This is a genomic window from Coprococcus comes ATCC 27758 (assembly GCF_025149785.1).
GTDB classification, from domain to species: domain Bacteria; phylum Bacillota; class Clostridia; order Lachnospirales; family Lachnospiraceae; genus Allocoprococcus; species Allocoprococcus comes.
Genome location: NZ_CP102277.1, coordinates 2,241,477 through 2,267,072, shown reverse-complemented (window position 1 = coordinate 2,267,072; position 25,596 = coordinate 2,241,477). Strand labels below are relative to the sequence as shown.

22 protein-coding genes are annotated in these 25,596 nt (G+C 43.7%); 17 read left to right on the top strand and 5 right to left on the bottom strand.

Annotation, left to right across the window (positions count from 1 at the left end):
* From NQ556_RS11250 to NQ556_RS11240, 3 genes are all read left to right on the top strand, one after another.
* The gene (locus NQ556_RS11250) at positions 1–1,689 is read left to right on the top strand and encodes a peptide ABC transporter substrate-binding protein (protein ID WP_008374467.1); all 1,689 of its coding nucleotides are present in this window, start codon (positions 1–3) and stop codon (positions 1,687–1,689) included.
* A gap of 100 nt (positions 1,690–1,789) precedes the next feature.
* Complete coding sequence (locus NQ556_RS11245) at positions 1,790–2,860, top strand: amidohydrolase family protein (protein WP_055246734.1); 1,071 nt, start codon at positions 1,790–1,792, stop codon at positions 2,858–2,860.
* Positions 2,860–4,017, top strand: coding sequence for an amidohydrolase family protein (locus NQ556_RS11240; protein ID WP_008374474.1), 1,158 nt, complete (start codon positions 2,860–2,862; stop codon positions 4,015–4,017). Before NQ556_RS11245 ends, NQ556_RS11240 begins: the two co-directional genes overlap by 1 nt.
* An 82-nt stretch (positions 4,018–4,099) precedes the next feature.
* Here NQ556_RS11240 and NQ556_RS11235 read toward each other — a convergent pair whose 3' ends face one another.
* On the bottom strand, positions 4,100–6,757 hold the full coding sequence (locus tag NQ556_RS11235) for a transglycosylase domain-containing protein (RefSeq protein WP_044999207.1): 2,658 nt from the start codon (positions 6,755–6,757) through the stop codon (positions 4,100–4,102).
* A gap of 216 nt (positions 6,758–6,973) precedes the next feature.
* On the opposite strand from NQ556_RS11235, the gene NQ556_RS11230 reads away from it, so the two are divergent.
* Positions 6,974–7,630 carry a YigZ family protein gene (locus tag NQ556_RS11230; RefSeq protein ID WP_008374480.1) on the top strand — a complete coding sequence of 219 codons (657 nt, stop codon included), beginning with the start codon at positions 6,974–6,976 and terminating at the stop codon, positions 7,628–7,630.
* 114 nt (positions 7,631–7,744) lie between these two features.
* On the opposite strand, the gene hpf is transcribed toward NQ556_RS11230, so the two are convergent.
* The 3 genes from hpf to typA form a co-directional block, all read right to left on the bottom strand.
* Positions 7,745–8,281 carry a ribosome hibernation-promoting factor, HPF/YfiA family gene (gene hpf, locus NQ556_RS11225; RefSeq protein ID WP_022220288.1) on the bottom strand — a complete coding sequence of 179 codons (537 nt, stop codon included), beginning with the start codon at positions 8,279–8,281 and terminating at the stop codon, positions 7,745–7,747.
* A 208-nt stretch (positions 8,282–8,489) separates the two neighbouring features.
* Positions 8,490–9,101 (bottom strand): transporter, encoded by a 612-nt coding sequence (locus NQ556_RS11220; protein ID WP_008374483.1) that lies wholly within the window; start codon positions 9,099–9,101, stop codon positions 8,490–8,492.
* 78 nt (positions 9,102–9,179) lie between these two features.
* Positions 9,180–11,006: a translational GTPase TypA gene (gene typA / locus NQ556_RS11215; RefSeq protein WP_008374484.1), complete on the bottom strand. Its 1,827-nt coding sequence runs from the start codon at positions 11,004–11,006 to the stop codon at positions 9,180–9,182.
* Positions 11,007–11,224: 218 nt separating this feature from the next.
* On the opposite strand from typA, the gene NQ556_RS11210 reads away from it, so the two are divergent.
* The 11 genes from NQ556_RS11210 to NQ556_RS11160 all read left to right on the top strand — a co-directional run bounded on the left by NQ556_RS11210 (position 11,225) and on the right by NQ556_RS11160 (position 23,665).
* Complete coding sequence (locus tag NQ556_RS11210; protein WP_008374486.1) at positions 11,225–11,869, top strand: single-stranded DNA-binding protein; 645 nt, start codon at positions 11,225–11,227, stop codon at positions 11,867–11,869.
* Between the two features lie 56 nt (positions 11,870–11,925).
* Positions 11,926–12,816, top strand: a complete 891-nt coding sequence (dapA, locus tag NQ556_RS11205) for a 4-hydroxy-tetrahydrodipicolinate synthase (protein ID WP_008374488.1) — start codon at positions 11,926–11,928, stop codon at positions 12,814–12,816.
* A gap of 119 nt (positions 12,817–12,935) precedes the next feature.
* The gene (gene dapB / locus NQ556_RS11200; RefSeq protein ID WP_022220287.1) at positions 12,936–13,694 is read left to right on the top strand and encodes a 4-hydroxy-tetrahydrodipicolinate reductase; all 759 of its coding nucleotides are present in this window, start codon (positions 12,936–12,938) and stop codon (positions 13,692–13,694) included.
* 34 nt (positions 13,695–13,728) lie between these two features.
* Entirely contained in the window at positions 13,729–15,681 is a 1,953-nt protein-coding gene (locus tag NQ556_RS11195; RefSeq protein WP_173692251.1) for a fructose-1,6-bisphosphatase, read from the top strand.
* A 73-nt stretch (positions 15,682–15,754) separates the two neighbouring features.
* Positions 15,755–16,027 (top strand): hypothetical protein, encoded by a 273-nt coding sequence (locus NQ556_RS11190; RefSeq protein ID WP_055156975.1) that lies wholly within the window; start codon positions 15,755–15,757, stop codon positions 16,025–16,027.
* Positions 16,028–16,153: 126 nt separating this feature from the next.
* Positions 16,154–16,927 (top strand): phosphoribosylformimino-5-aminoimidazole carboxamide ribotide isomerase, encoded by a 774-nt coding sequence (gene hisA / locus NQ556_RS11185; protein ID WP_008374497.1) that lies wholly within the window; start codon positions 16,154–16,156, stop codon positions 16,925–16,927.
* Between the two features lie 115 nt (positions 16,928–17,042).
* Complete coding sequence (gene secA / locus NQ556_RS11180) at positions 17,043–19,610, top strand: preprotein translocase subunit SecA (RefSeq protein ID WP_173698965.1); 2,568 nt, start codon at positions 17,043–17,045, stop codon at positions 19,608–19,610.
* A 50-nt stretch (positions 19,611–19,660) separates the two neighbouring features.
* A protein-coding gene (gene prfB / locus NQ556_RS11175) for a peptide chain release factor 2 (RefSeq protein ID WP_117556961.1) occupies positions 19,661–20,771 on the top strand; the annotation gives its coding sequence in 2 pieces (ribosomal slippage) (positions 19,661–19,735 and positions 19,737–20,771; 1,110 coding nt in all).
* On the top strand, positions 20,764–21,204 hold the full coding sequence (locus NQ556_RS11170) for an ACT domain-containing protein (protein ID WP_008374505.1): 441 nt from the start codon (positions 20,764–20,766) through the stop codon (positions 21,202–21,204). The genes prfB and NQ556_RS11170 overlap by 8 nt, the downstream gene beginning before the upstream one ends.
* An 8-nt stretch (positions 21,205–21,212) precedes the next feature.
* A complete protein-coding gene (locus tag NQ556_RS11165; protein WP_008374507.1) occupies positions 21,213–22,430 on the top strand; it encodes a homoserine dehydrogenase in 1,218 nt (405 codons plus the stop codon).
* A 26-nt stretch (positions 22,431–22,456) separates the two neighbouring features.
* On the top strand, positions 22,457–23,665 hold the full coding sequence (locus NQ556_RS11160; protein WP_008374509.1) for an aspartate kinase: 1,209 nt from the start codon (positions 22,457–22,459) through the stop codon (positions 23,663–23,665).
* Positions 23,666–23,733: 68 nt separating this feature from the next.
* Here NQ556_RS11160 and NQ556_RS11155 read toward each other — a convergent pair whose 3' ends face one another.
* Positions 23,734–24,183 (bottom strand): CYTH domain-containing protein, encoded by a 450-nt coding sequence (locus NQ556_RS11155; RefSeq protein WP_008374511.1) that lies wholly within the window; start codon positions 24,181–24,183, stop codon positions 23,734–23,736.
* A gap of 132 nt (positions 24,184–24,315) precedes the next feature.
* Between NQ556_RS11155 and NQ556_RS11150 the strand changes: the two genes are divergently transcribed.
* Both NQ556_RS11150 and NQ556_RS11145 read left to right on the top strand, forming a co-directional pair.
* On the top strand, positions 24,316–24,867 hold the full coding sequence (locus tag NQ556_RS11150; RefSeq protein WP_008374514.1) for a DJ-1 family glyoxalase III: 552 nt from the start codon (positions 24,316–24,318) through the stop codon (positions 24,865–24,867).
* Positions 24,857–25,537 (top strand): hypothetical protein, encoded by a 681-nt coding sequence (locus NQ556_RS11145; RefSeq protein ID WP_055246721.1) that lies wholly within the window; start codon positions 24,857–24,859, stop codon positions 25,535–25,537. Before NQ556_RS11150 ends, NQ556_RS11145 begins: the two co-directional genes overlap by 11 nt.
* Positions 25,538–25,596: the final 59 nt, after the last annotated feature.

Genomic DNA, 25,596 nt, shown 5'->3' with positions numbered 1-25,596 from the left:
ATGAAAAAAAGAAAAACATTAGCGATGGGACTCGCAGTAGCAATGGCAGTCAGCTGTCTTGCCGGATGTGGCGGAGATGACAAAAAAGCTAGTTCTGACGGAAAAACAGAACAGGTTCTGAATATCTCCAACAACAGTGTGGTTGTCGGACTGAACCCGCTGATCAACACAACTGGCCCGGATAACTCAGCATTTAACATGGTATTGGATCCACTCGTTAAAAGAGTAACTCAGGAAGGAAATACCTATAAAATCGTGCCTGCTGCAGCAGAGAGCTGGGATATCAGTGAAGATGGACTTACTTATACTTTCCACATGAACAAAGATGCGAAGTGGAGCGATGGAACGAAAGTAACTGCAAATGACTTTGAATTTACTTTCCAGAAGATGGCAACTCCATCCGTTGCAGCAACAAATGCATGGCTGTTTGATGGAATTATCGAGAACTTCTCAGAAGCTCTTTACGATCAGGGAAAGAAACCGGAAGAAATCGGTGTACATGCCATTGATGAAGATACACTGGAAATCAAAATTATCCACCCGGCATCTTACTTCCTGGAACTGGTTTCCTCATCAGCTTATCCGGTAAACAAAGCAATGTATGAAAAACTCGGAAGCGACTATGCAACATCAGAAACAAAGACTGTATTTAACGGACCTTTCAAGATTGAAAGCTGGAGTCAGAATACAGAGATGGTATTGGTAAGAAATGATCAGTACTGGGGAGCCGACGATGTGAAGCTTGACAAGATCAATAGCAAGATCATTCAGGAATCAGGTACTGCAGTTCAGTCTTATATCAACGGTGAACTGGATGTGATCGGTACAACGGATGCAAACTGGGGAAAGACTATCGAAGAACAGGGAGAATCTGAATCTTATCAGGTTCCGGATAGTGCACCGGAATTCTTCATGCTGAATGCAGCAAACGAATATCTGTGCAATGAAAAGATCAGACAGGCTTTATCAGTAGCTTATGACCGTCAGGAAATGATCGATACTCTTCGTAATGGAAAAGGTGTTCCGATTTATTCTATGATGCCAGATACCATTCAGGTTGGGGAAAAAACATACACAGAATTAGTTGGCGGAAAGAACCATTTCGTTCAGGAACTTCAGGATGAAATCAAAGATCCGAAAGCTTTACTTATTGAAGGGTTAAAAGAACTTGGTAAAGATCCAGACCCGTCAAAAGTGACAATCCGTTATGCAAGCCGTGGTACATCTGAAGTATCTAAAAAGATTGCTGAATGGATGAAACAGCAGTGGGAAAGCGTTCTTGGAATCAATATCGAAATCGATATGATGGAATGGAACATCATGTGGGATAAGATTGACGCCGGTGATTACGATATCGCAACAGGCGGCTGGGGACCATACTACAATGAACCAAGTGCTCTTCTTCAGTTATTCGATCCGGATAATGGATATTTCAACGCAGAAAAGACAGGATGGTCTGGAGAAGATCCTAAGAAATATCAGGAACTTCTGAATGAAGCAAAATTTGAAGTTGATGACCAGAAGAAGGCAGAGCTTTATTTGCAGGCAGAAGAACTGGTTGTTAAGTCAGGATTGATCGAACCTACCTATGTTGAAGAAGCACCTACATTTGTTAAGAAATATGTGAAGAACTACTTCGTTTCTACAGTTGGTCAGGTTGATTTCTCAAAGGTTTATATTGAAAAATAGCATGTCTTTTAGAGATATAAATTAAACAAAAATGTCATAGAGGTTGCAAAACCTCTATGGCACTTTAAGGTAAAAAATAAAAGTAAATGGAGAAATGATTATGTATGTAATTAAAAATGGAACCATTCATACCGGAACGGGTGAAGTGCTCGAAAACTATGATATCTTAATCGAGGGGAAAAAGATTAAGAAAATCGAAAAGAATATCTGCGAAGCAGATGCAGAAATTATCGATGCAACCGGAAAACAAGTTTTCCCTGGTTTCATCGATCCACATTCTTCTATCGGAGCTATGGGGATTCCGACTCGTTACAGAGATAATGCAGAAACTACAAATGTAATCAATCCGGATCTGAGCGTGAAGTATGCCATCGATCCAGATGAAGTGAATGCACAGGAATTCTACAAATCAGGAATTACATCTGTTGGATTTTCACCGGATCACAGCAATGTGATCGGAGGACAGATTACAGTGTGTAAGACAGCTCCGGATCATATGGCAAACCGTATTGTAAAAGAGCACGCAGCAATGAAGGGGAGCGTATGCTCAACCGTTAAGGATGTATATGGTGCAAGTAACCAGATGCCGAAAACAAGAATGGGAATTTTCCATTTGCTCAAAGAAGCAATCAGAAAAGATGACCTTTTGAAGAAATATCAGATGCCATTTGTCATCGCTGCAGAAACTGCAGGTGAGATTCAGTGTCTTATGGAGCTTCTGAAAGATGAAGATATCCAGCTTACAATCGTAGATGGATTTGAATTTGGCGATGCGATTGAAGAACTGAAAGAAAAGAAAGTTGGAATTATCTTTGGTAATTTCAGCAATCTGTCACAGATTTCCAAACATGAAATCGACCTTTCCAGATTAAAAGAACTGGTAGAAAACGGAAACCGCATCGCATTTACAAACACATGCAAAGGTGCTTCTGAAGGTAGAGAAGTATTCATCTGGAGTGCAATCGAAGTATATCGTGCAGGAATCGATGCCGAGGATGTAGTAAAAATGATGACGATCCAGCCAGCCGAGATGCTTGGTGTTGCAGATCAGATCGGAAGTATCGAAGTTGGAAAAGACGCGGACATCACAATTTACAGTGATCATCCTGTAAAATCTTATGCGGCACACGTACAGTTTTGTATGATAAATGGAAAGGTGGTATTATCGTAATGCAGACATTAATCAAAAATGGTATTTTGTATACAATGACAGAGGATAAGGGCATCTTTCAGGGGGATATTCTCGTCGAAGGAACAAAGATCAAAGAAGTAGCAGAACATATCAGTGAAGACTGCTTAGAGGATGGAGATAAGCTCATTGAGGCAGAAGGATATTATGTTCTTCCGGGACTTATCGATGCACATTCTCACATCGGATTATTTGATTTCAATGTGGATCCGGGTGTAGACGATGCCAATGAGATGACAAATCCGGTTACTCTTTCTGTTGATGCACGTTTTGGAACAAATCCAAAAGCAAGAGAATTTAAAGTAGCTTATGAGCACGGAATCACAACCATGCTTCTGACTCCGGGAAGCGGAAATGTATTTTGCGGACTTCCGTTTGCACTTAAAACTTATGGAAACAATGTGTTTGATATGACAATCAAATCTCCATGTGCTGTAAAGATTGCTCTTGGCGGTAATCCGAAAAATACATACGGAGATCAGAGAAGACTTCCGATGACAAGAATGGGAATCGCTAAGGTTCTGGATGATACCTTTGCAAAAGCAAAGAAATACATGGAAGACAAAGAACAGAATAAAGAAGTGGAGTATGATCCGGATATGGAAGCTCTTTGCCTGGCTTTAAAAGGAGAAATTCCATGTAAGATCCACTGTACACAGTATGATATGCTCACAGCAATCGAGATTGCGAAAAAATACAACGTACACTTCTCATTAGAACATGCATGGGGAGCAACCGATTATCTGGATGAAATCGTGGAAAGCGGATGCGATATATGCTACGGACCGATTGCAACTTACCGTAGCCCTGGAGAACGTAGAAAAATCGATGTGGAAGCTGTAAAAATGCTGGATGACAGAGGGGTGAATGTGGCGATGATCACTGATTCACCGATTCTGAGTGAAGAATCCCTGTATCATCATGTGGGAGAAGCAGTGCGTGAAGGACTTGCACAGGAGAGAGCAGTAAGAACGGTTACGATCAATGCTGCAAAAGTGCTGGGCGTAGAAGACCGTCTGGGAAGCCTGGAAGAAGGAAAAGATGCAGATATTATTGTAATGAAAGGAAAACTCGGACTTGATACCGATGCGATGGTATACTATACGATGATTGAAGGTAAGATCGTATATCAGAAATAGAAACCAGATTGATAGATAAAAAAGAGAGATCAGTGAATTTCAAATATTCACTGATCTCTTTTTCTAATTGGATGATAGATTCTTATTGTCCATTGCCAGAATCTGAGCCGCCGGTATTGCCGGAATCAGTGCCGCCACCGGTATTACCGGAATCGCCACCGGTATTACCGGAATCGCCACCAGTATTACCGGAATCGCCACCGGTATTACCAGAATTGCCACTATTATTACCGGAATCAGTGCCACCGCCGGTATTGCCGGAATCACCGCCGGTACCACCGGTAGTATCCCCATTAGTGCCGGTAGAGTTACCGGAGGAGTTTCCACCCGTTGTACTATTAGAATCGGATTTGTCATTCGAATTTTTTGTACTGTTTGTGGTAGTTGACTTGCTTGCATGTCCGGAACATGTCTCGGTCGGGACAGTATCCGGATCAAACCATTCGGTCTGTGACGGACAGCCGGAACCGGCAAGTTTACCGGAAATTGTACATACGCTCTTCTGAACGAGAGAACCTGGCATCGCGAAGTCTTTGTAGGTTAGTCCCAAAGCTTCATCGATCCGGTTCATGATCTTAGCCCAGATCTTGAAATGATAGTTCCAGCTTCCTTCAGACATTTCCTGGTTACCATCGTAACCCATCCAGATACCACAGGTATAATACGGTGTAAATCCTTCGAACCAGAAGTCACGGTTGTCGGAGGTTGTACCGGATTTACCGGATGCAGGCATATTATTGAGCTGTGCATCGGTTGCAGTACCCTTTGTGACAACATCCTGCATGGCGTTGGTAAGAAGTGCTGCAGTTGTATCTTTGATCACAGTGTGGCTTTCCGGATTGGAGTTGTCGATCAGGACATTACCATCATGATCCAATACCTTTGTGTACAGGGATGGTTTGTTATATACACCGCCGTTTGCAATGGATGCATAGGCTGCTGTCAGTTCATAGTTGTAAACACCATGGGAAATACCACCAAGAGCAAGAGACTCTACAGCATCGTCTTCGGTAAGTGTGGAAAGACCAAATTTCTCGCAGTATTCAAAACCAAGATTGATACCAATCTTATTCAATGTCTTTACCGCAATGATGTTCATGGACTGTTCGATCGCCTGACGGTATGTTACGGTACCTTTATAGTAATCGCCCCACCAGTTATGAACCTGATGATGTTCCAGGTCGTGCTGATAGTAGTATTCTTCATCAACTTCGGTGGTAGCAAGTGTAAGATCTGCGCTGTCCAATGCCGGAGCGTATACGGCAAGAATCTTGAATGTAGAACCTGCGTTACGGGTAGAACCCTTGTATGCGCGGTTCAGTCCACGGTTGGTTGTCTTTTGTCCACGGCCACCGACAAGAGCTTTGATCTGCCCTGTTTTCTGATCGATGATGGTCAGTGAAGTCTGCGGCTGTGGAGAGAGGTTGACATACTCATCATAGGTCTCGCCATCCTGGAGAAGACTGTTACGGAATGCGTCAATTCTTTCCTGTGCAGCTTCCTGTGATCCGAAGAGAAGTCCTTCATCATCACCGTACTGATCTGCCCCGAATTGTTTCAGGTGTCCGGCACTGTAGTTATCTACCGAGCCATCAGTATGATAGACTGTGAGGGCATAATCAACACCCCAGTCAATATTGGCCGGATAATTGTTGTCATCATTCAATTCTTCATCACAGATGTTCTGCATCGTAAGATTCTGAGTTGAATAAATGGTGAGACCACCGCTGTACAGTGCGTTCTCTGCCTGTGTCTGGGAATATCCAAGTCCGTCTTCTGAGGTGAGATCTTCGATCAGCTGCTCAGACAGGGCATCAACAAAATAAGAGTTGACGGTGTTGGTCTCTTCGATCCGTGTATTTACGTTCTGAATTCTGGAATATACGTCATCTGCCAGTGCTTCATCATGGGCAGCCTGGTCGATCCAGCCCTGATCGAGCATATTATCCAGAACTTTTTTGCGGCGGGTTGCGTTGTCTTCCGGATTGGTGATCGGATTGTATCTTCCCGGATTCTGTGTGATTGCAGCGATGGTTGCAGATTCGGAAAGGTTAAGTTCATTGACATCCTTATTAAAATATCTCTGTGCAGCTGACTGTACTCCCAGACAGTCCTGACCAAGGTTGATCGTGTTCAGGTAGCTTTCAAGGATTGAATCTTTATCAAGCTGCTTTTCAACCTGAATTGCGAGATACTGTTCCTGGATCTTACGTTCCAGCTTTTCTTCAAAAGTGTTTTCATTTACAAAGTCAGGGAAGACATTGTTCTTGATCAGCTGCTGGGTAATGGTACTGGCTCCTTCAGAGAAGTTGCCACCATGAGTGATACCAACAACAAAAGCACGGATAATACCTTGAATATCAATACCGTTATGCTTGTAAAAACGGGAGTCTTCGATTGCGACGAATGCATGCTGCAGATCCTTCGGGATCTGATCAATCGTCTTATATACACGGTTGGCACCTGCACCGGTGAATTCGGCTATTGTTGTCGTGCCGTCATCTGCAAGTGCGGTGGACGTATAACCCTGTGGTTTGATGCTGTCAGCTGTAATCTCAGGTGCATTATCAATCACATGCTTGATGATAAAGCCACCTCCGATCGCTGCGAGGATACAGCAGACAAAGATACATAATAGAAAACCTTTAAAAAGGCGAACGCCCAGTTTCTTTTTGTGCATATTCTTTTTCGATGTTATGCGTTTTTGTTTTTTAGAAGCTTTTCGCTTTCCATAATTCATGAATGCTTCCTCCTTCATATTGCAATATTATATCAAACTTGATAATCTAAATAAAGGAAAAATTGAAAACTTCAATGTTCCATTTTACAAAATTAAGAAAAATTTCGGAAATATAGGGAAATTGTAACATTTTTGTAATTTTCTTGCATCTGAAGAAATAGATTTGTATACTGGGAATAGTGAAAATATAAGGAAAATGAAGGGAAAAACGCAGACATGCAGGAAGAATACAAAACAGTATACCGGGGAGGAGAAGGGGAAATTGTTGAAAAGAAATCCCGTTTTATCGCAACGGTAAGACCGGTACACTCAGAAGAAGAAGTACTGGCATTTATAGAAGAAGTGAAGAAAAAATACTGGGACGCAAGACATAACTGTTTTGCTTATGTGATCGGTGTAACAAATCCAACTCTGAGATGTAGTGATGACGGGGAGCCTGCAGGTACAGCAGGAAAACCGATGCTGGATGTGCTTACAGGGGAAGGTCTTCACGATACGGCGGTTGTTGTGACCAGGTATTTTGGCGGGACGCTTCTGGGAACAGGTGGTCTGGTGCGGGCTTATCAGGGAGCAGTAAAGGAAGGTCTTCAGGCAAGTACTGTGATCACAAAGCGCCTGGGTTACCGGTATGAGATTGGAACGGATTATACCGGACTTGGGAAGATCCAGTATATCCTCGGACAACGGCAGATCAGTGTGCAGGATACACAGTATACGGATAAAGTGCTGATGAAAGTGATTCTGCCTTATGATCAGGAGCAATGTGTGGTTTCCGAGATTACAGAGGGAACAAATGGACAGGCTGTGATCGAAAAAGGAGACAGCTGCTATTTTGCGGAGGATGGAAAAGAAATCCTGGTTTTTGAGGAATAGAACAGGAAAAAGAACCCCTATACAGAACGGAGAATCCGTTCTGTATAGGGGTTTTAATGTCTTAGTATACAGGAGGAACTGCAGACAGCAGGTTCTCTGTATGAGCTTATTGGTTTACTGGAATTCCGGTTCGATCAGACCGTAGGTTCCATTCTTTCTCTTATATACGACATTGACTTCGTCTGTCTCAGCATTGCTGAATACGTAGAAGTTATGTCCGAGAAGTTCCATCTGAATGCAGGCATCCTCCGGGAACATTGGTTTGATGCCGAAACGTTTGGTACGGACGATCTCAATCTCGTCTGACTCTGCTGCCGAAGTATCGGATTCAATAAATTCCTGACGGAAATCATGTCCGCCCTGCTGTTTTGCAATCAGTTTGGTTTTATACTTTCTGAGCTGACGCTCGATAATTTCTTCTACGAGATCAATGGATACATACATATCGCTGCTTTCCTGCTCGGAACGGATAATGTTTCCTTTTACAGGGATCGTAACTTCGATTTTCTGACGTTCTTTTTCTACACTGAGTGTAACGATAATGTCAGTTTCAGGAGTAAAATACTTTTCCAGTTTTCCTAATTTCTGTTCTACAGCCTGTCTGAGACCAGGTGTGATGTCAATGTTTCTTCCGCTAATGATAAAATTCATACAGCTCAACTCCTTTTTTCTCATATTTCTCATAGTATGTACGGAGATAAGTGCATCTATAAGAGCTTGACCGGCAGGATGTATAGATAGTTTTTATATCCTTCCGGCTATAGCTACATTATACTCTATCATAGGGGAGAGATGCAATGGTAAATGCAAAAAAATTATTAAAATTCTGTAAAGAAAACTGAATTATCAGAAAATTCTGTCAATGTATGGAGCGGATTACTTCGATACGACTGATCTTGCCGTTATGCATTTTGGCAACGCGCAGACCAAAATTATCGAAGAATGTACTTGCACCAACACCAATTTCTGTTTTTTCCTGTTCAAATCTTTTAGTGATCACGTCATATAAGGTTTGTTCATCTTCATATGGAATATGGACGTGCAGGATGCTGTTTACAATTCGTGCTTTTGTAGTAGCACGGAAAATAATTTTCTCAGATTCATCAAATTCAATAAAAAGGAACTTTCTGGTTGCAAATAAAAGTGCGATGGAGATCACACCGATCAGGCTGGATACCGGATTGTTATGTGCCATGATCACCTGTCTGGCGATGGCAAATAACAGCACCTCAAACACAGTGGAAGGCTTGTGCTGATAAAGCATACGGATCAGCTCGACACCAATGATCAGATTGAAACAGGTTTCTACCAGGTCTTCGTAATTTGGATAAATATTCAGATCCGGAACATTTGGCATGGACAGGATCAGCTGGACAAGCAGAATGATGATTCCGGCAGCCAGAACGAATGAAATGATAAATTCCAGAAGTACGGTCAGCTTATGGAGTGCTGCGTTTAAGTATTTTTTCATAAAAAATCCCCCTTGTTCGTTGTATACAAAGATTGTAACGGATACAAGGGGGAAGTGTAAAGAAAAATCTATAGTTTTTTACTGGAAATTGCTTCTCTTACGGAGTTTCGGATCCAGAATCTTTTTACGGATACGCAGGCTCTTCGGTGTGACTTCCAGAAGTTCATCGGTATCGATGAAATCAAGTGCTTCTTCCAGACTGAGGATTCTCGGCGGAGTAAGCTTTAAGGCTTCATCAGCACTTGAAGAACGGGTATTGGTAAGGTGTTTGGTCTTACATACATTCAGTTCGATATCATCTGTCTTCGCATTCTGACCGATTACCATACCGGAGTAAACCTTTTCACCAGGTCCGATGAAGAGTGTTCCACGATCCTGTGCGTTGAACAGACCGTAAGCTACAGCTTCACCTGTCTCGAATGCGATCAGGGATCCCTGGCTTCTGTACTGGATATCTCCTTTATACGGAGCGTAGCAGTCAAAGGCTGTGTTCATGATACCGTTACCTTTTGTATCGGTCAGGAATTCTCCACGATAACCGATCAGACCTCTTGACGGGATGGAGAATTCAAGACGGGTGTATCCGCCATTAGACATTCCCATGTTGCGGAGTTCGCCTTTTCTCTGGCTTAATTTATCAATAACTATACCTGTAAATTCATCCGGTACATCAATGTATACGGTTTCCATTGGCTCGAGCTGCTTGCCGTTTTCGTCTTTTTTGTAAAGAACTTCGGCTTTGCTGACTGCGAATTCATAACCTTCACGACGCATGTTTTCAACGAGGACGGAAAGATGAAGCTCTCCACGTCCGGATACCTTGAAGCTGTCTGTGTTGTCTGTCTCTTCAACACGAAGGCTGACGTCTGTATTCAGTTCACGGAACAGACGGTCACGGAGGTGACGGGAAGTGACGAATTTACCCTCCTGTCCTGCAAACGGACTGTCGTTGACAACGAACTGCATTGCGATCGTAGGCTCGGAAATCTTCTGGAATTCGATCGGAACCGGATTGTCCGGCGAACAGATCGTATCACCGATGGAAATATCTGCAATACCGGAGATTGCAACGATAGAACCGATGCCTGCTTCTTTTACTTCTACTTTATTCAGACCGTCAAATTCATATAATTTGCTGATCTTTACTTTTTTCTGTTTGTCCGGATCATGATGGTTTACAACAACTACATCCTGGTTGACAGAAATCGTTCCGTTATCGACTTTTCCAACACCGATACGGCCAACGTATTCATTGTAATCGATGGTGCTGATCAGCATCTGTGTACCTGCATCAGGATCTCCTTCCGGAGCCGGGATGTAATCCAGGATGGTCTCAAACAGAGGAACCATGTCTTTCGGTTCATCGTCGATATTGTAAGTTGCATATCCGTCTCTTGCAGAAGCAAAAAGGAACGGGCAGTCAAGCTGTTCGTCGGATGCGCCAAGATCGATGAGAAGTTCAAGAACTTCATCGATAACTTCATCCGGACGTGCTTCCGGACGGTCGATCTTGTTGATACATACGATAACCGGGAGCTTCAGTGCAAGAGCTTTTTTCAAAACGAATTTGGTCTGTGGCATGGCACCTTCAAAAGCGTCAACCAGAAGAACCACTCCATTGACCATCTTAAGGACACGTTCTACTTCTCCGCCGAAATCGGCATGTCCAGGAGTGTCAATGATATTGATCTTTGTATTTTTATAAACAACTGCAGTGTTTTTGGAAAGAATGGTAATTCCACGTTCACGTTCGATATCGTTGGAATCCATTACTCGTTCGGCTACTTCCTGATTTTCACGGAAAACACCGCTCTGTTTTAAAAGTTCATCTACTAATGTTGTTTTACCATGATCAACATGGGCGATGATAGCAATATTTCTAATGTCTTCACGTTTTGTCTTCATATTCTCAAAACCCTTCTTATTACCTATTTAAAGTTACAACCCGTATAGTTTATCACATTTTGAAAAATTTACAAGTAGAAAGAAAAAAATTTGACTTTCTGCAAAAAAAGAGGTTACTTTTTGTTCTAAAAACTGGAAAAGCTTCATAGATTAGATAGTGATCAAGAGTAAGAACGCGGTAAAATACGCCTGCGAAGAGGAAGGAGATTTACATTATTATGTCAGATAAGATTATTGAAAATAACCAGGTAACGATCATGGGAAAGGTAGCAACTGAATTTTCATTCAGCCATGAGGTCTTTGGAGAAGGCTTTTATATGGTAGAGGTAGAAGTGAAAAGACTGAGCAATTCAGAAGACCGTATTCCGCTGATGATCTCAGAGAGGCTGATCGACGTGACACAGGATTATACCGGAGAGTATATTATGGTGCACGGACAGTTCCGCTCTTACAATCGGCATGAAGAGCAGAAAAACCGTCTGGTATTATCCGTATTTGTACGGGAGATTTCCTTTATGGAAGAAGAACCTGACGGGACAAAGACCAACAGTATCTGGCTGGATGGCTATATCTGCAAGGAACCGATCTACCGGAAGACACCGCTTGGAAGGGAGATTGCAGATCTTTTGCTTGCGGTTAACCGCCCATATGGAAAATCGGATTACATTCCATGTATCTGCTGGGGGAGAAATGCAAGATATGCCTCCGGCTTTGAAGTGGGAGAGCATGTACAGCTTCTGGGAAGGATCCAGAGCAGGGAATATGTAAAACGGATTTCAGATACCGAGACAGAAAAGAGGGTTGCTTATGAAGTTTCGGTCAGTAAACTGGAAAAGACTCTGATTGACAGTGCCTGCATTTAATGCTAAACTTGATTTGATCGTTTAGTATCATAAAGCAACATGTCAGGAGGAATATTATGGCTATATTTACAGGATCAGGAGTGGCACTTGTAACGCCGTTTCATGAGGACGAGAGTATAAATTATGACAAACTGGATGAAATGCTGGACTACCATTGTACACATGGGACCGACAGTATTATCATCTGCGGAACAACAGGTGAATCCTCTACTTTATCAGAAGAAGAGCACATGGAATGCATCAAATTTGCGATCGAGCGTGTCAAGGGAAGAATCCCGGTGATCGCAGGTACCGGTTCCAACAGTACCTACACAACGATCCAGATGTCAAAAGAGGCAGTAGAAGACGGTGCAGACGGACTGCTGCTTGTAACACCATATTATAACAAATGTACACAGGACGGACTGATCGCACATTATACCGCTGTTGCAAAAGAAGCAAAAGCACCAATTATCCTTTACAGTGTGGCGAGCCGTACCGGTGTGAATATTGCTCCGGAGACAGTTGCAGCTTTACATAAAAATATAGAGAATATTGTTGCGGTAAAAGAAGCATCAGGCAATATTTCCCAGATTTCAAAGATCATGCAGCTGACAGATGGCAAGATCGATCTGTATTCAGGCAATGATGACCAGATCGTACCGCTCCTTTCTGTTGGAGGAAAGGGTGTCATCTCAGTTCTTGCGAACGTGGCTCCGCAGTATACACATGACATCTGTGCAAAGTTCTTTGAAGGAGATGTCAAGGGAAGCTGTAAGATGCAGCTGGATGCGATTCCGCTGATCGAGAAGTTATTCTGTGAAGTGAATCCGATTCCGGTTAAAAAGGCTTTAAATCTGATGGGATGGCAGGCAGGTCCTTTGCGTATGCCTTTGACAGAGATGACAGAAGCACATACAGCACAGCTTGCAAAAGAACTGGAAGCATTTGGAATTAAACTGGCATAATAAAGGGTCAGATTATAGAGAAAAGGGACTGACTGGAGTATCCATCAGTTCCTTTTGTGCTATACAGGAATTTGTGAAAAGATACACAAGAAAATGGAGATAACAAGGAGGAATACAAAATGGTTAAGGCAATTATGCATGGATGTAACGGAAAAATGGGACAGGTGATCTCGGGACTTGTAAAGGAGGATGATGTGATCGAGATCGTGGCAGGTATTGATAAATTCACCGGAATCGAGAATCCGTACCCGGTATTTACAAGCCTTGCAGAGTGTGATGTGCAGGCAGATGTTGTGATTGATTTCTCAAACGCAGCAGCAGTTGATGAGCTCCTGGATGTATGTGTGGAGAAAACTCTTCCGGTTGTTCTTTGCACAACAGGACTTTCTGAGGAACAGCTTGCAAAGGTGAAAGAAGCAGGAGAAAAAGTTGCGGTTCTCCGTTCTGCAAATATGTCACTGGGAGTCAATCTTCTGATGAAGCTTTTAAAGGATGCAGCAAAGGTTCTTGCTCCGGCAGGCTTTGATATTGAAATTGTAGAAAAACATCATAATCAGAAAGTTGATGCTCCAAGTGGAACAGCGATCGCACTTGCAGATTCGATTAATGAAGCGATGGCTGACCAGTATGTATACAATTATGACCGCAGCCATGAACGAAAAAAACGTGAGAAAAACGAAATCGGGATCGTTGCAGTACGTGGAGGTACGATCGTTGGACAGCATGACGTCATCTTTGCGGGGGCAGATGAAGTGATCGAATTCCACCACACTGCATATTCAAAAGCAATTTTTGGAAAAGGTGCAGTTGAAGCTGCCAAATTCCTGGCTGGAAAACCGGCAGGAATGTACGATATGAGTGATGTGATCGGACTGTAAGCAGAAAAAGCTTTTATACAAGAGGGAGGAAGTTATGAAAGCATTAGAGGAGAAATATCTGGAAGGGCTGTCGGAATTATTTCCATCAATCGCAGCTGCGTCCACAGAAATTATTAACTTACAGGCAATCGTGAATCTTCCAAAAGGAACGGAACATTTTCTGACGGATATTCACGGAGAATATGAAGCGTTTGCACATGTGCTGAAGAACGGATCGGGTTCGGTAAAGCGCAAGGTCGATGATGTATTTGCAAACACAATGAGCAGCCGGGACAAGCAGACACTGGCAACCTTGATCTACTATCCACGGGAGAAGATGGAGCGGATCCGGGAAGAAGAACAGAATATGGATGACTGGTACAAGATCATGCTGTACCGTCTGATCGAGGTAGCAAAACGTTCGGCGAGCAAATATACCAGATCGAAGGTCAGAAAAGCACTCCCGAAGGATTTTGCATATGTGATCGAGGAACTGATCACAGAAAAGTCAGGAATGACAGATAAGGAATCATATTATAATTCGATCATCAGTACAATTATCCAGATCGGAAGAGCGGAGGAATTTATTGTAGCCTTGTGTGAACTGATCCAGCGTCTGGTTGTGGATCACCTGCATATTGTCGGTGATATTTACGACAGAGGTCCGGGACCGCATCTGATCATGGACAAGCTGATGGAGTATCATTCGGTGGACATCCAGTGGGGGAATCATGATATCCTGTGGATGGGAGCGGCAGCGGGGCAGAAATGCTGTATTGCGAATGTAATCCGTATCTGTGCCCGCTATGGGAATCTGGATATTCTGGAGGATGGATATGGGATCAATCTGCTTCCACTTGCAACTTTCGCGTGGAAACAGTATGCAAAAGATCCCTGTGAATGCTTTTTATTAAAAGGGCAGGACAACTGCAAACCACAGGAGATGGAACTGAATATGAAAATGCACAAGGCAATTTCTGTTATCCAGTTCAAAGTAGAAGGACAGGCAGCAGAGCTTTATCCGGAATTTGGTTTCCAGAGAAGAAACTTTCTGGATAAGATCAACTACGAGGAAGGGACTATAACGATAGGAGGAAAAATCTATCAGCTTCTGGATGATTATTTTCCGACAATAGATCCGAAGAATCCATATCAGCTTTCAGCTGAAGAAGAAGAGATCATGAACCGCCTGGTAAAAGCGTTCCAGAGCTGTGAAAAATTGCAGAGGCATATGCGTTTCCTTTTGAACAAAGGAAGTCTTTACAAGATTTACAATTCCAATCTGCTGTATCACGGCTGTGTTCCACTGAATGATGACGGATCACTCAGAAAGGTAAAGATATACGGTAAAAGCTATCAGGGAAGGACACTTTATGATGTGATGGAGTCCTATGTGAGAAAAGGATTTTTTGCGGTAGATCCGGATGAAAAGAAAAAAGGGCGTGACCTGATGTGGTATATCTGGCAGGGTGCGAATTCTCCTCTTTTCGGCAAAGATAAAATGGCGACCTTTGAGCGTTATTTCCTTGCAGAAAAGGAGCTGTGGAAAGAGAAAAAGAATGCGTATTATCTTCTTCTTGAAGATGAAAATGTGATGAACGGAATTCTGGATGAATTTGGCCTGGACAGAGAAATTTCCCATATCATCAACGGACATGTTCCGGTGAAAACGAAAAATGGAGAGAATCCGGTCAAATGTGGTGGAAAAGTGCTTGTTATTGATGGCGGATTTTCAAAAGCGTACCAGAAAGAAACCGGAATTGCAGGATACACGCTGATCTATAATTCCTATGGACTGATCCTTGCGGCGCATGATCCGTTTGAATCGACGGAGGCAGCTATTGAAAAAGAAAGAGATATCCATTCGGACAGTGTGATCGTAAAACGGACACTCGAACGCAAGACGGTAGGAGATACTGATGTTGGAAAAGTACTGAAGGAACGGATCGCGGATCTGGAGGCATTGCTGGACGCTTACAGAAGTGGTCAGATCATCGAAAAAATTTAAAAATAAGTATAAAAATCCTTTTTCTGCGGATAGTAATAGTACAAGTATTTTACAGAAAAAGGAGAATTACAACATGCAATATCTAAGAAGAATGGTTCTGGTTTTTACCTGTGTGATGCTGATGGGAGGAATTACGGCGTGTGGAAATGGTGATAACGCTGCAAATCCGGATACGAATACCGGTGGGACGAATCAGAATGGAACGGTAAATGATGTCACAAACGATATCGGAGATGGTGTTGAGGATGCAGTAGATGATGTGGAAGACGGAGTCGATGATATGACCAGAAACAGGACAGAGGACCGGAATGTAAATGATAATCATACAATAGATGGTCAGGAATAGGGAAAAGGCAAGACTTTGCGGAAAAGTCTTGCCTTTTTTACAGACAAAAGGTAGTAAAATGTCCGTGGGTGTGATACAATATGACGGTATGTAAAGACGAGATCAACAGAAAAAGCGGAGGACTTCATGAAATTTCGACCATGTATAGATATTCATAATGGTGCAGTCAAGCAGATTGTGGGTGGCAGCCTGAAAGATGCGGGAAATGCAGCGGTAGAAAATTACATATCCAGACAGGATGCAGATTATTATGCGACAATGTATAAGAAAGATGGACTTACCGGAGGACACATTATTTTGCTGAATCCGCCGGCATCGGAATACTATGATGCGACAAAGGCACAGGCACTGAAAGCACTACATGCCTATCCGGGCGGAATGCAGATCGGCGGAGGAATTACTGCAGAAAATGCTGCAGAGTATCTGGAGGAAGGGGCAAGTCATGTGATCGTTACATCCTATGTATTTCAGAATGGACAAGTGCGGTATGACCGGCTGGACCGGCTGAAAAAGGCAGTAGGGAAAGAGCATCTGGTACTGGATCTCAGCTGCCGGAGGCGCGAGAACAGTTATTATATTGTAACCAACAGATGGCAGACATTTACCGAGCTCAGACTGATACCGGAGGTCCTGGAAGAGCTGTCCGGATGGTGTGATGAATTTCTGGTTCACGGGGTTGATGTAGAAGGAAAAGCATCTGGTACAGAGGAGGATCTGGTCAGGATGCTTGCGGCGTGGAACGGACTTCCGATCACCTATGCCGGTGGAATTGGAAGCATGGAGGATCTGCGGGAGTTTGCACGGATCAGCGGGGAAAAGCTGGACTATACGATCGGCAGTGCACTGGATCTTTTTGGCGGTAAGATCCCGTATGCCGAGCTGACAGAACCGGTGAAATAAACTGATTGAAGAATAAAAGAAATGGTGCTACAATGGATACTGTCTATCTATAGCGGAAAAAAGCAAAACACTTCAGACAGAAGTGATAAGCAAGGAATATAAGGAGCTTAATAAAATGGGAATTATTGAAAAGATATTTGGAACGCACAGCGAACATGAATTGAAGCGAATCTACCCGATCGTGGATCATATTGATGCGCTGGAGCCGGAGATGCAGAAGCTCTCCGATGAGGAATTGAAAGAAAAGACGAAAGAATTCAAGGAGAGGCTTGCAAAAGGAGAGACACTGGACGATCTTCTTCCGGAAGCGTTTGCTGTTGTAAGAGAGGCAGCTGTCCGTGTACTTGGAATGCGCCACTACCGTGTACAGATGGTCGGGGGTATCATCCTGCATCAGGGCCGTATTGCCGAGATGAAGACCGGTGAAGGTAAAACACTTGTATCTACACTGCCGGCATACTTAAATGCACTGACCGGAGAAGGGGTGCATATTGTAACAGTCAACGACTATCTGGCAAAGCGTGATGCTGAGTGGATGGGAAAGGTTCATGAATTCCTGGGACTGACTGTTGGAGTTGTTCTGAACCAGATGGATAATGATGAACGACGTGCAGCGTATAATTGCGATATCACTTATGTGACGAATAATGAACTTGGTTTCGATTACCTCCGTGATAACATGGTTATCTACAAAGAACAGCTGGTACAGCGCGGTATGAAATATGCACTTATCGATGAGGTTGACTCAGTTCTGATCGATGAAGCGAGAACACCGCTTATCATTTCCGGACAGAGTGGAAAGTCAACCAGACTTTACGAAGCATGTGATGTTCTGGCAAGACAGCTGGAGAGAGGTGAAGCAAGCGGGGAATTCTCTAAGATGAACGCCATTATGGGAGAAGAGATCGAAGAGACCGGAGACTTCATTGTCAATGAAAAAGAAAAGAATATCAACCTGACCGAAGAGGGTGTGAAGAAGGTTGAGAAGTTCTTCCATATTGAGAACCTTGCTGACCCGGAGAACCTGGAGATCCAGCACAACATCATTCTGGCACTGCGTGCACATAATCTGATGTTCCGTGACCAGGATTATGTAGTAAAAGATGATGAGGTCCTGATCGTTGATGAATTTACCGGACGTATCATGCCGGGACGCCGTTATTCTGACGGACTTCATCAGGCAATCGAAGCAAAAGAGCATGTAAAGGTCAAGAGAGAAAGCAAGACTCTGGCTACCATTACATTCCAGAATTTGTTTAATAAATATGAGAAGAAATCCGGTATGACAGGTACAGCCCTCACAGAGGAACAGGAGTTCCGTGATATTTACGGAATGGACGTTATTGAGATTCCGACGAATGTTCCGGTACAGAGAATTGACCTGGAGGATGCCGTTTACAAATCAAAGAAAGAGAAATTTAACGCGGTTATTGATGCTATCTGTGAAGCGCATGAAAAAGAACAGCCGGTTCTGGTTGGTACGATCACGATCGAAACTTCCGAGCTCCTCAGTAAGATGCTCAGTAAACGCGGCGTAAAACATAATGTACTGAATGCCAAGTTCCATGAACTGGAGGCTGAGATCGTTGCACAGGCAGGACAGCATGGGGCTGTTACGATCGCAACCAACATGGCAGGCCGTGGTACGGATATCAAGCTTGATGAAGAATCAAGAGCAGCCGGCGGACTGAAGATCATCGGTACAGAACGTCATGAATCCCGTCGTATTGACAACCAGTTGCGTGGACGTGCCGGACGTCAGGGCGATCCGGGAGAATCCAGATTCTATATTTCTCTGGAGGATGACCTGATGCGTCTGTTCGGTTCCGAGAGACTGATGGATGTATTTACCAAGCTTGGAGTAGAAGAAGGAGAACAGATCGAGCACAAGATGCTTTCAAGTGCGATTGAGAAGGCTCAGAAGAAGATTGAGAGCAATAACTTTGGTATTCGTAAGAACCTGCTTGAATATGACCAGGTAATGAATGAACAGAGAGAGATCATCTACGATGAAAGACGCAGAGTCCTTGACGGTGAGAATATGAGAGATTCTATCTTCCATATGATCACAGACTTTGTGGAAAATACTGTCGATGCCAATCTTTCTGAGGAACAGGATTTTGAAGAATGGGATCTTGGAGCAATGAACCGTGAACTTCTGGATGTGATTCCAACGCTTCCGCCGGTTACGGAGGAGGATGCAAAGGATAAAGAGCCAAAAGAGATCAAGCATCTCCTGAAAGAACGTGCTGCAAAAGCATACGAAGAAAAAGAAGCACAGTTCCCGGAAGCAGAGCATCTGCGTGAGGTGGAGCGTGTGTTCCTTCTGCGTGTGATCGATGCAAAATGGATGGATCACATTGATGATATGGATCAGTTACGTCAGGGAATCGGTCTGCAGGCTTACGGACAGAGAGATCCTCTGGTTGAATACAAGATGATCGGATATGATATGTTCGGTGAAATGACACGTGCAATCGAAGTGGATACAGTCAGACTTCTCTTCCATGTCAATGTAGAACAGAAGGTTGAAAGAGAACAGGTTGCAAAGGTAACCGGTACCAATAAAGATGACAGTGTTGCAAAGGGTCCAAAGGTACGTGCCGAGAAAAAGATATATCCAAATGATCCATGCCCGTGTGGAAGCGGCAAGAAATACAAACAGTGCTGTGGAAGAAAATAAATACGACTGTTTGGATTTTTATATAATTTTATGAGATTTGAGGTGATACAGTGGTTGAATTAGACGGATTTAAGCAGACATTAAATGCGTATGAAGAACCCCTGAAGGAAATGAGGGATTCACTTTGACCTGGCAGGCAAAGAAAAACGGATTGAAGAGCTGGAAAGAAAGATAGAAGAACCGGGGTTCTGGGACAAGACAGAGCTTTCGCAGAGGATTATGAAGGAACTCCGGAAAATGCAGGACTGTGTGAAGGAGGTCCGGGATCTGGAAAGTTCATATGAAGATATCAATGCACTGATCGAACTTACGGAAGAGGAAGAAGACCGGGAGATGATCAAAGAGATCCAGCGTGAGATCGCTAAATTTGAAAAAGAATTTGAAGATCTCAGGATCCGGACGCTTCTTTCGGGAGAATATGATTCCTGCAATGCAATCGTGACACTGCATGCAGGAGCCGGAGGAACAGACAGCTGTGACTGGGCAAATATGCTGTATCGTATGTATACAAGATATGCACAGTCAAAAGGATTTCAGATAACCGTGCTGGACTATCAGGATGGAGATATTACCGGACTGAAAGGAATCACGTTTGAAGTAACGGGAGATAATGCATATGGCTATTTTCAGTCAGAAAAGGGAGTGCACCGTCTGGTGCGTATTTCTCCGTTCAATTCAGCAGGCAAGAGGCAGACATCTTTTGCATCCTGTGATGTGATACCGGATATTGAAGATGATATTGACATTGAGCTGAATGACGATGACCTGCGGATCGATACCTACCGTTCGAGCGGAGCCGGAGGACAGCATATCAACAAGACTTCGTCTGCGGTGCGGATCACGCATCTTCCGACAGGAATCGTAGTGCAGTGCCAGAATGAACGTTCGCAGCTTTTTAATAAGGACAAAGCGATGCAGATGTTGAAAGCCAAGCTGTATCTTTTGAAAAAGCAGGAGCAGGAAGAAAAGGTATCCGGCATCCGGGGGGAAGTTCAGGATATCAATTTTGGAAGCCAGATCCGATCCTATATTTTACATCCTTACAATCTGGTCAAGGATCACCGTACCGGTGAAGAGACCGGAAATGTAAGCGCAGTTCTGGATGGGGAGCTGGATCCATTTATCAATGCTTATCTGAAACAGAGGAGTAACAATGGATAATACAAAGTACTATGTGGTAAAGAAAAAAGCAGTGCCGGAGGTGCTCATAAAGGTTGTCGAGACAAAGAGACTGCTCGCAACCAGACGTGGAATGACTATTCAGGAAGCGACAGAAGAGATCGGTATCAGCAGAAGTTCTTTCTATAAATATAAGGATGATATTTTCCCATTTCACGAAAATGAAAAAGGAAGGACTGTTACGATGGTTATTCAGCTTGATGATACACCGGGGGTTATGGCAGAGCTTTTAAACGCGGTGGCAAGGTATCAGGCGAATATCCTGACGATTCACCAGAGTATTCCGATCAACGGGGTGGCAACACTGACGCTCAGTGTGGAGGTGTTGCAGACAACGAAGAATCTGTCGGAGATGGTGGAAGAGATTGAACAGCATTCAGGTGTGCATTATTTGAAAATCGTAGGCAGGGAGTAGACAAAAAGATGAAGATTGCAGTATTGGGTTATGGTACCGTAGGTTCTGGTGTGGTAGAGGTTCTGGATGTAAATCAGAAGCTGATCGCGACACGGGCAAAAGAAGAAATTGAAGTTAAATATGTGCTGGATCTGAGGGATTTCCCGGGAGATAAGATCCAGGAAAAGATTGTTCATGATTATGAGATTATCCTGAATGATCCGGAGATTGGAATTGTAGTAGAAGTGATGGGCGGTGTGGAACCGGCGAATACCTTTGTCAGAAAAGCGCTGGAAGCAGGAAAAAGTGTCGTGACATCCAATAAGGCGTTGGTTGCCAAGCATGGATCCGCACTTCTTAAAACAGCGCGGGAAAAGAATGTGAATTTCCTTTTTGAAGCAAGTGTGGGAGGGGGGATTCCAATCCTCCGGGCACTTGGATCATCCCTGACAGGTGATGAGATCGAAGAAATCGCAGGAATCCTGAACGGAACAACCAATTACATGATGACCAGGATGTTCTACGAGGGAGCGAACTATGAAGAGGTTCTCCGTGAAGCACAGAAGAATGGATTTGCAGAGGCAGATCCGACTGCTGATGTGGAAGGACAGGATGCATGCCGGAAGATCGCGATCCTTGCATCGATCATCTCAGGAAAATACGTGGATTTTGAAGAAATTTATACCGAAGGTATTACAAAAATCACAACAGAAGATATGCAGTATGCAAAGGCTCTGGGAATGAATATCAAACTTCTTGCTGAATGTAAGCATGTGGACGGAACTCTTTATGCGGGAGTTGCACCGGTGCTTCTTCATGCAGAACATCCGCTTTACAGTGTGAATGGTGTATTTAATGCCGTATTTGTAAAGGGGAATATGCTGGGAGATGCGATGTTCTACGGAAGTGGGGCAGGAAAGCTTCCGACTGCGAGTGCGGTTGTGGCTGACATTGTGGCAGTTGTACAGAATCAGGGCAGAGATATCATGAATTTCTGGAGCGAAGAAAAGCTTACATTGGAAGACAGAAGCAAGACCAGCAAGAAGTTCCTGGTGCGAATCCGTGGAAATGAGGATGCGCTCAAAGAACGAATCGGCAATGATTTTGGTGAAGTAAGATTTGTAGAGGCAGGAGTCAATGGAGAATTCGGTTTTGTCACACCGGTGATGACCGAGGGAGAATACGAGGAAAAAGCAAAAGCTTATCCGGAAATCCTGCATATGATAAGAGTAGAAGAAGAAGTCTAAAAATGCAGGAACTGTAGGAGGAAATTATGCTGGTAGTTAAGAAATTTGGCGGCAGTTCGGTTGCAGATAAAGAGAGGATCTTTAATGTGGCAAGACGCTGCGCAGAAGAGTATCAGATGGGGAATGATGTGATCGTTGTTCTTTCCGCAATGGGAGATACAACAGATGAACTGCTTGAGAAGGCAGCTGAGATCAATCCGTATCCATCAAAACGAGAACTTGATATGCTCCTTACCACGGGAGAGCAGGTATCTGTGGCACTGATGGCAATGGCACTTCAGTTTTTGAATGTTCCGGCAATCTCGCTGAATGCATTCCAGGTAAAGATGCATTCTACGGCGCGGAACGGAAATGCAAGATTTAAAAGAGTGGATACAGACCGTATCACCCATGAACTGGAGAACCGTAAGGTCGTGATCGTAACCGGATTCCAGGGAGTCAACCATTATGGAGACTATACCACACTTGGAAGAGGTGGATCCGATACGACAGCTGTGGCACTTGCGGCTGCAATGCATGCAGACAAATGCGAGATTTATACAGACGTAGACGGTGTTTACACTGCAGACCCGAGAGTGGTACCGAATGCGCGCAAAATCGAAGAGATCACCTACGATGAGATGCTGGAGCTTGCAACATCAGGGGCAAAGGTTTTACATAATCGTTCTGTAGAGATGGCGAAAAAATACGGGGTTGAGCTGGTTGTACGATCCAGCCTGAACACAGAAGAAGGAACCCTGGTCAAGGAGGTAGCAAAGGTGGAAAAAATGTTAATTACCGGCGTTGCGGCAGATAAAAATACAGCGAGAATTTCAGTAATGGGTGTAGAAGACAAACCAGGTACTGCATTTAAGATTTTCAATACACTTGCAAAACATAATATTAACGTAGATATTATTCTTCAGTCAGTTGGACGTGACGGAACAAAAGACATTACGTTTACTGTATCACAGGATGATCTTAAAGAGGCAATGGAAGTTATGGAAGCCAGAAAAGAAGCCCTTACGATCAAAGAGATGAATTACAACGAAAAAGTTGCAAAGGTATCGATCGTAGGAGCTGGAATGCTCAGCAATCCGGGCGTTGCTGCGACCATGTTTGAGTCACTTAGCAATTCCAATATCAATATCAATATGATTTCTACATCAGAGATCCGTATCACGGTTCTGATCGATGAAAAAGATGCAGACCGTGCACTGGTTGCAATCCATGACGGATTTGGTCTGGAAGACTAATAAAAAGAATGTGGTCGCAAATGTACCGGATGGAGCATTTGCGGAAGAAAAAAGGATTGGGAAATTTCTCAATCCTTTTTCTGACTCAGTGTACTGTTATGATATTTGCTGGAAAAGGTGACATCCTCACCAAACCAGTCCGGCGGGGTAAAGGAATTTGCCTCTTCTTCGGAAGAAAATTCGACTTCGGCAAGGAGAAGAGGGGAGAGATCACCGGCGAAGACGTCAAGCTCGATCGCGAGATGATCTCCGTAAGGGATGCAGTAGCGTTCTTTTGTGATAATGCGCCCGTCTGCCTTTTCGCGCAGATGGCAGTAGGCTTCCTCGGTAAGAGGAAGATTATGTTCTTCACGCATCATCAGACCTTTGGATTTGTAGGTCAGGATGTAGTCATCAGCATCTCTGCGGACACGGACAACCGGTTCGGTGCATAGATAAGCCTGCTCAAGTGTGCGGTGCGGATAAGCTTCAAGGTGATCCGGAAGCTTATGAATCAGATATTTGCGTTCAATTTCCATGGGAAAGCCCTCCTTATACATTCATTAACAGTATAGCGGAGTTTTTCAGGGGAGACAAGGCAGAAAGTTGCCATTTTTGCAGGCTTCTGTTACAATGGGGAACATCAGGAAAAAGAAAGGATGGACAAGATTATGAATGAAGTATGTGTATTTCTTGCAGATGGATTTGAAGAGATTGAAGGTCTTACGGTCGTTGATCTTTTAAGAAGAGCCGGGATCGAGACCAGAACCGTTTCCATCATGGGACAGGAAGAAATCAAGGGGGCACACGGAATTATAGTAAAAGCAGACAGCTTGTTTGAAAATACAGATTTTTCAGAGGTGAAGATGCTGGTGCTTCCGGGGGGGATGCCGGGAACAATCCATTTAAAAGAACACAAAGGTCTTGAAGAGCTGATCCTAAAACATAATGAAGAAAAAAAATATCTGGCTGCAATCTGTGCGGCACCGACCGTATTTGGCGGAATGGGAATCCTGAAAGGAAAGAAGGCAATCTGCTATCCGGGAATGGAAGAAGGACTTATCGGAGCGGAAGTTACCTGTCAGCCGGCAGTGACAGATGGACATATCACAACCAGCCGGGGACTTGGAACCGCGATCGATTTTGCACTTGCGCTGATCAGCGAGCTGCGGGATAAAGAAAGCGCAGATACCATTTCAAAGCAGGTAGTCTATGAACGGTAGTTTCTGGAAAAAGAGAAAAGCAGGCAGTGTGTTTCTGGCAGTGCTGCTTTTGACTACACTGCTTGCCGGATGTGGGATCAATGAAGGAAAGGCGGAAAAATATGTGCAGGCGAACCTGGATCTGACTTTTCAGGGACAAACCCAGGAAGCAAAAGAAATCCTCGGAGCATCAGACAGTGATCTGAAAAAGGTCTATGAGAACGGGATCAATGCTTTTGTCCAGGACTGTCTGCTAAATGGTGTGGAGACGGAAAATGACTTTTCTGAGACATATGGTGTATTGATTAAAGAGATCTTTAGTTCCGCCCGTTATCAGGTAAGTGGTGTAAAAAAGACGGGGAGTAAGACCTGTGAGGTGACGGTAAAGTACCAGCCGGTGGATGTATTTACCCGCTTCATGCCGAAGCTGAAGGAAGAGTCCGAGAAGATCCAGGCAGACAAAGATGCAGGAAAGTACAGTGGAACAGATGAAGAAATCAAAGAGGCAATGGTGCTGGATTACATGACCGGTGCATACAGTCTTTTAAGAAGTTCTTATCTTGATATGCAGTATGGAGAGAAGCAGGAATATACCTTTACCGTGACGCAAAAAGGGCGGAATACCTGGTCGATCGGTGATGAGGAATTAAATGGCTTTATAGAACGAATTTTAGAGCTTGATAAACTGTAGAAGTTGTGCTATACTTGTAAAATGATTGTAATGTAGATAAGTCTGTCGACTTTTTGCAT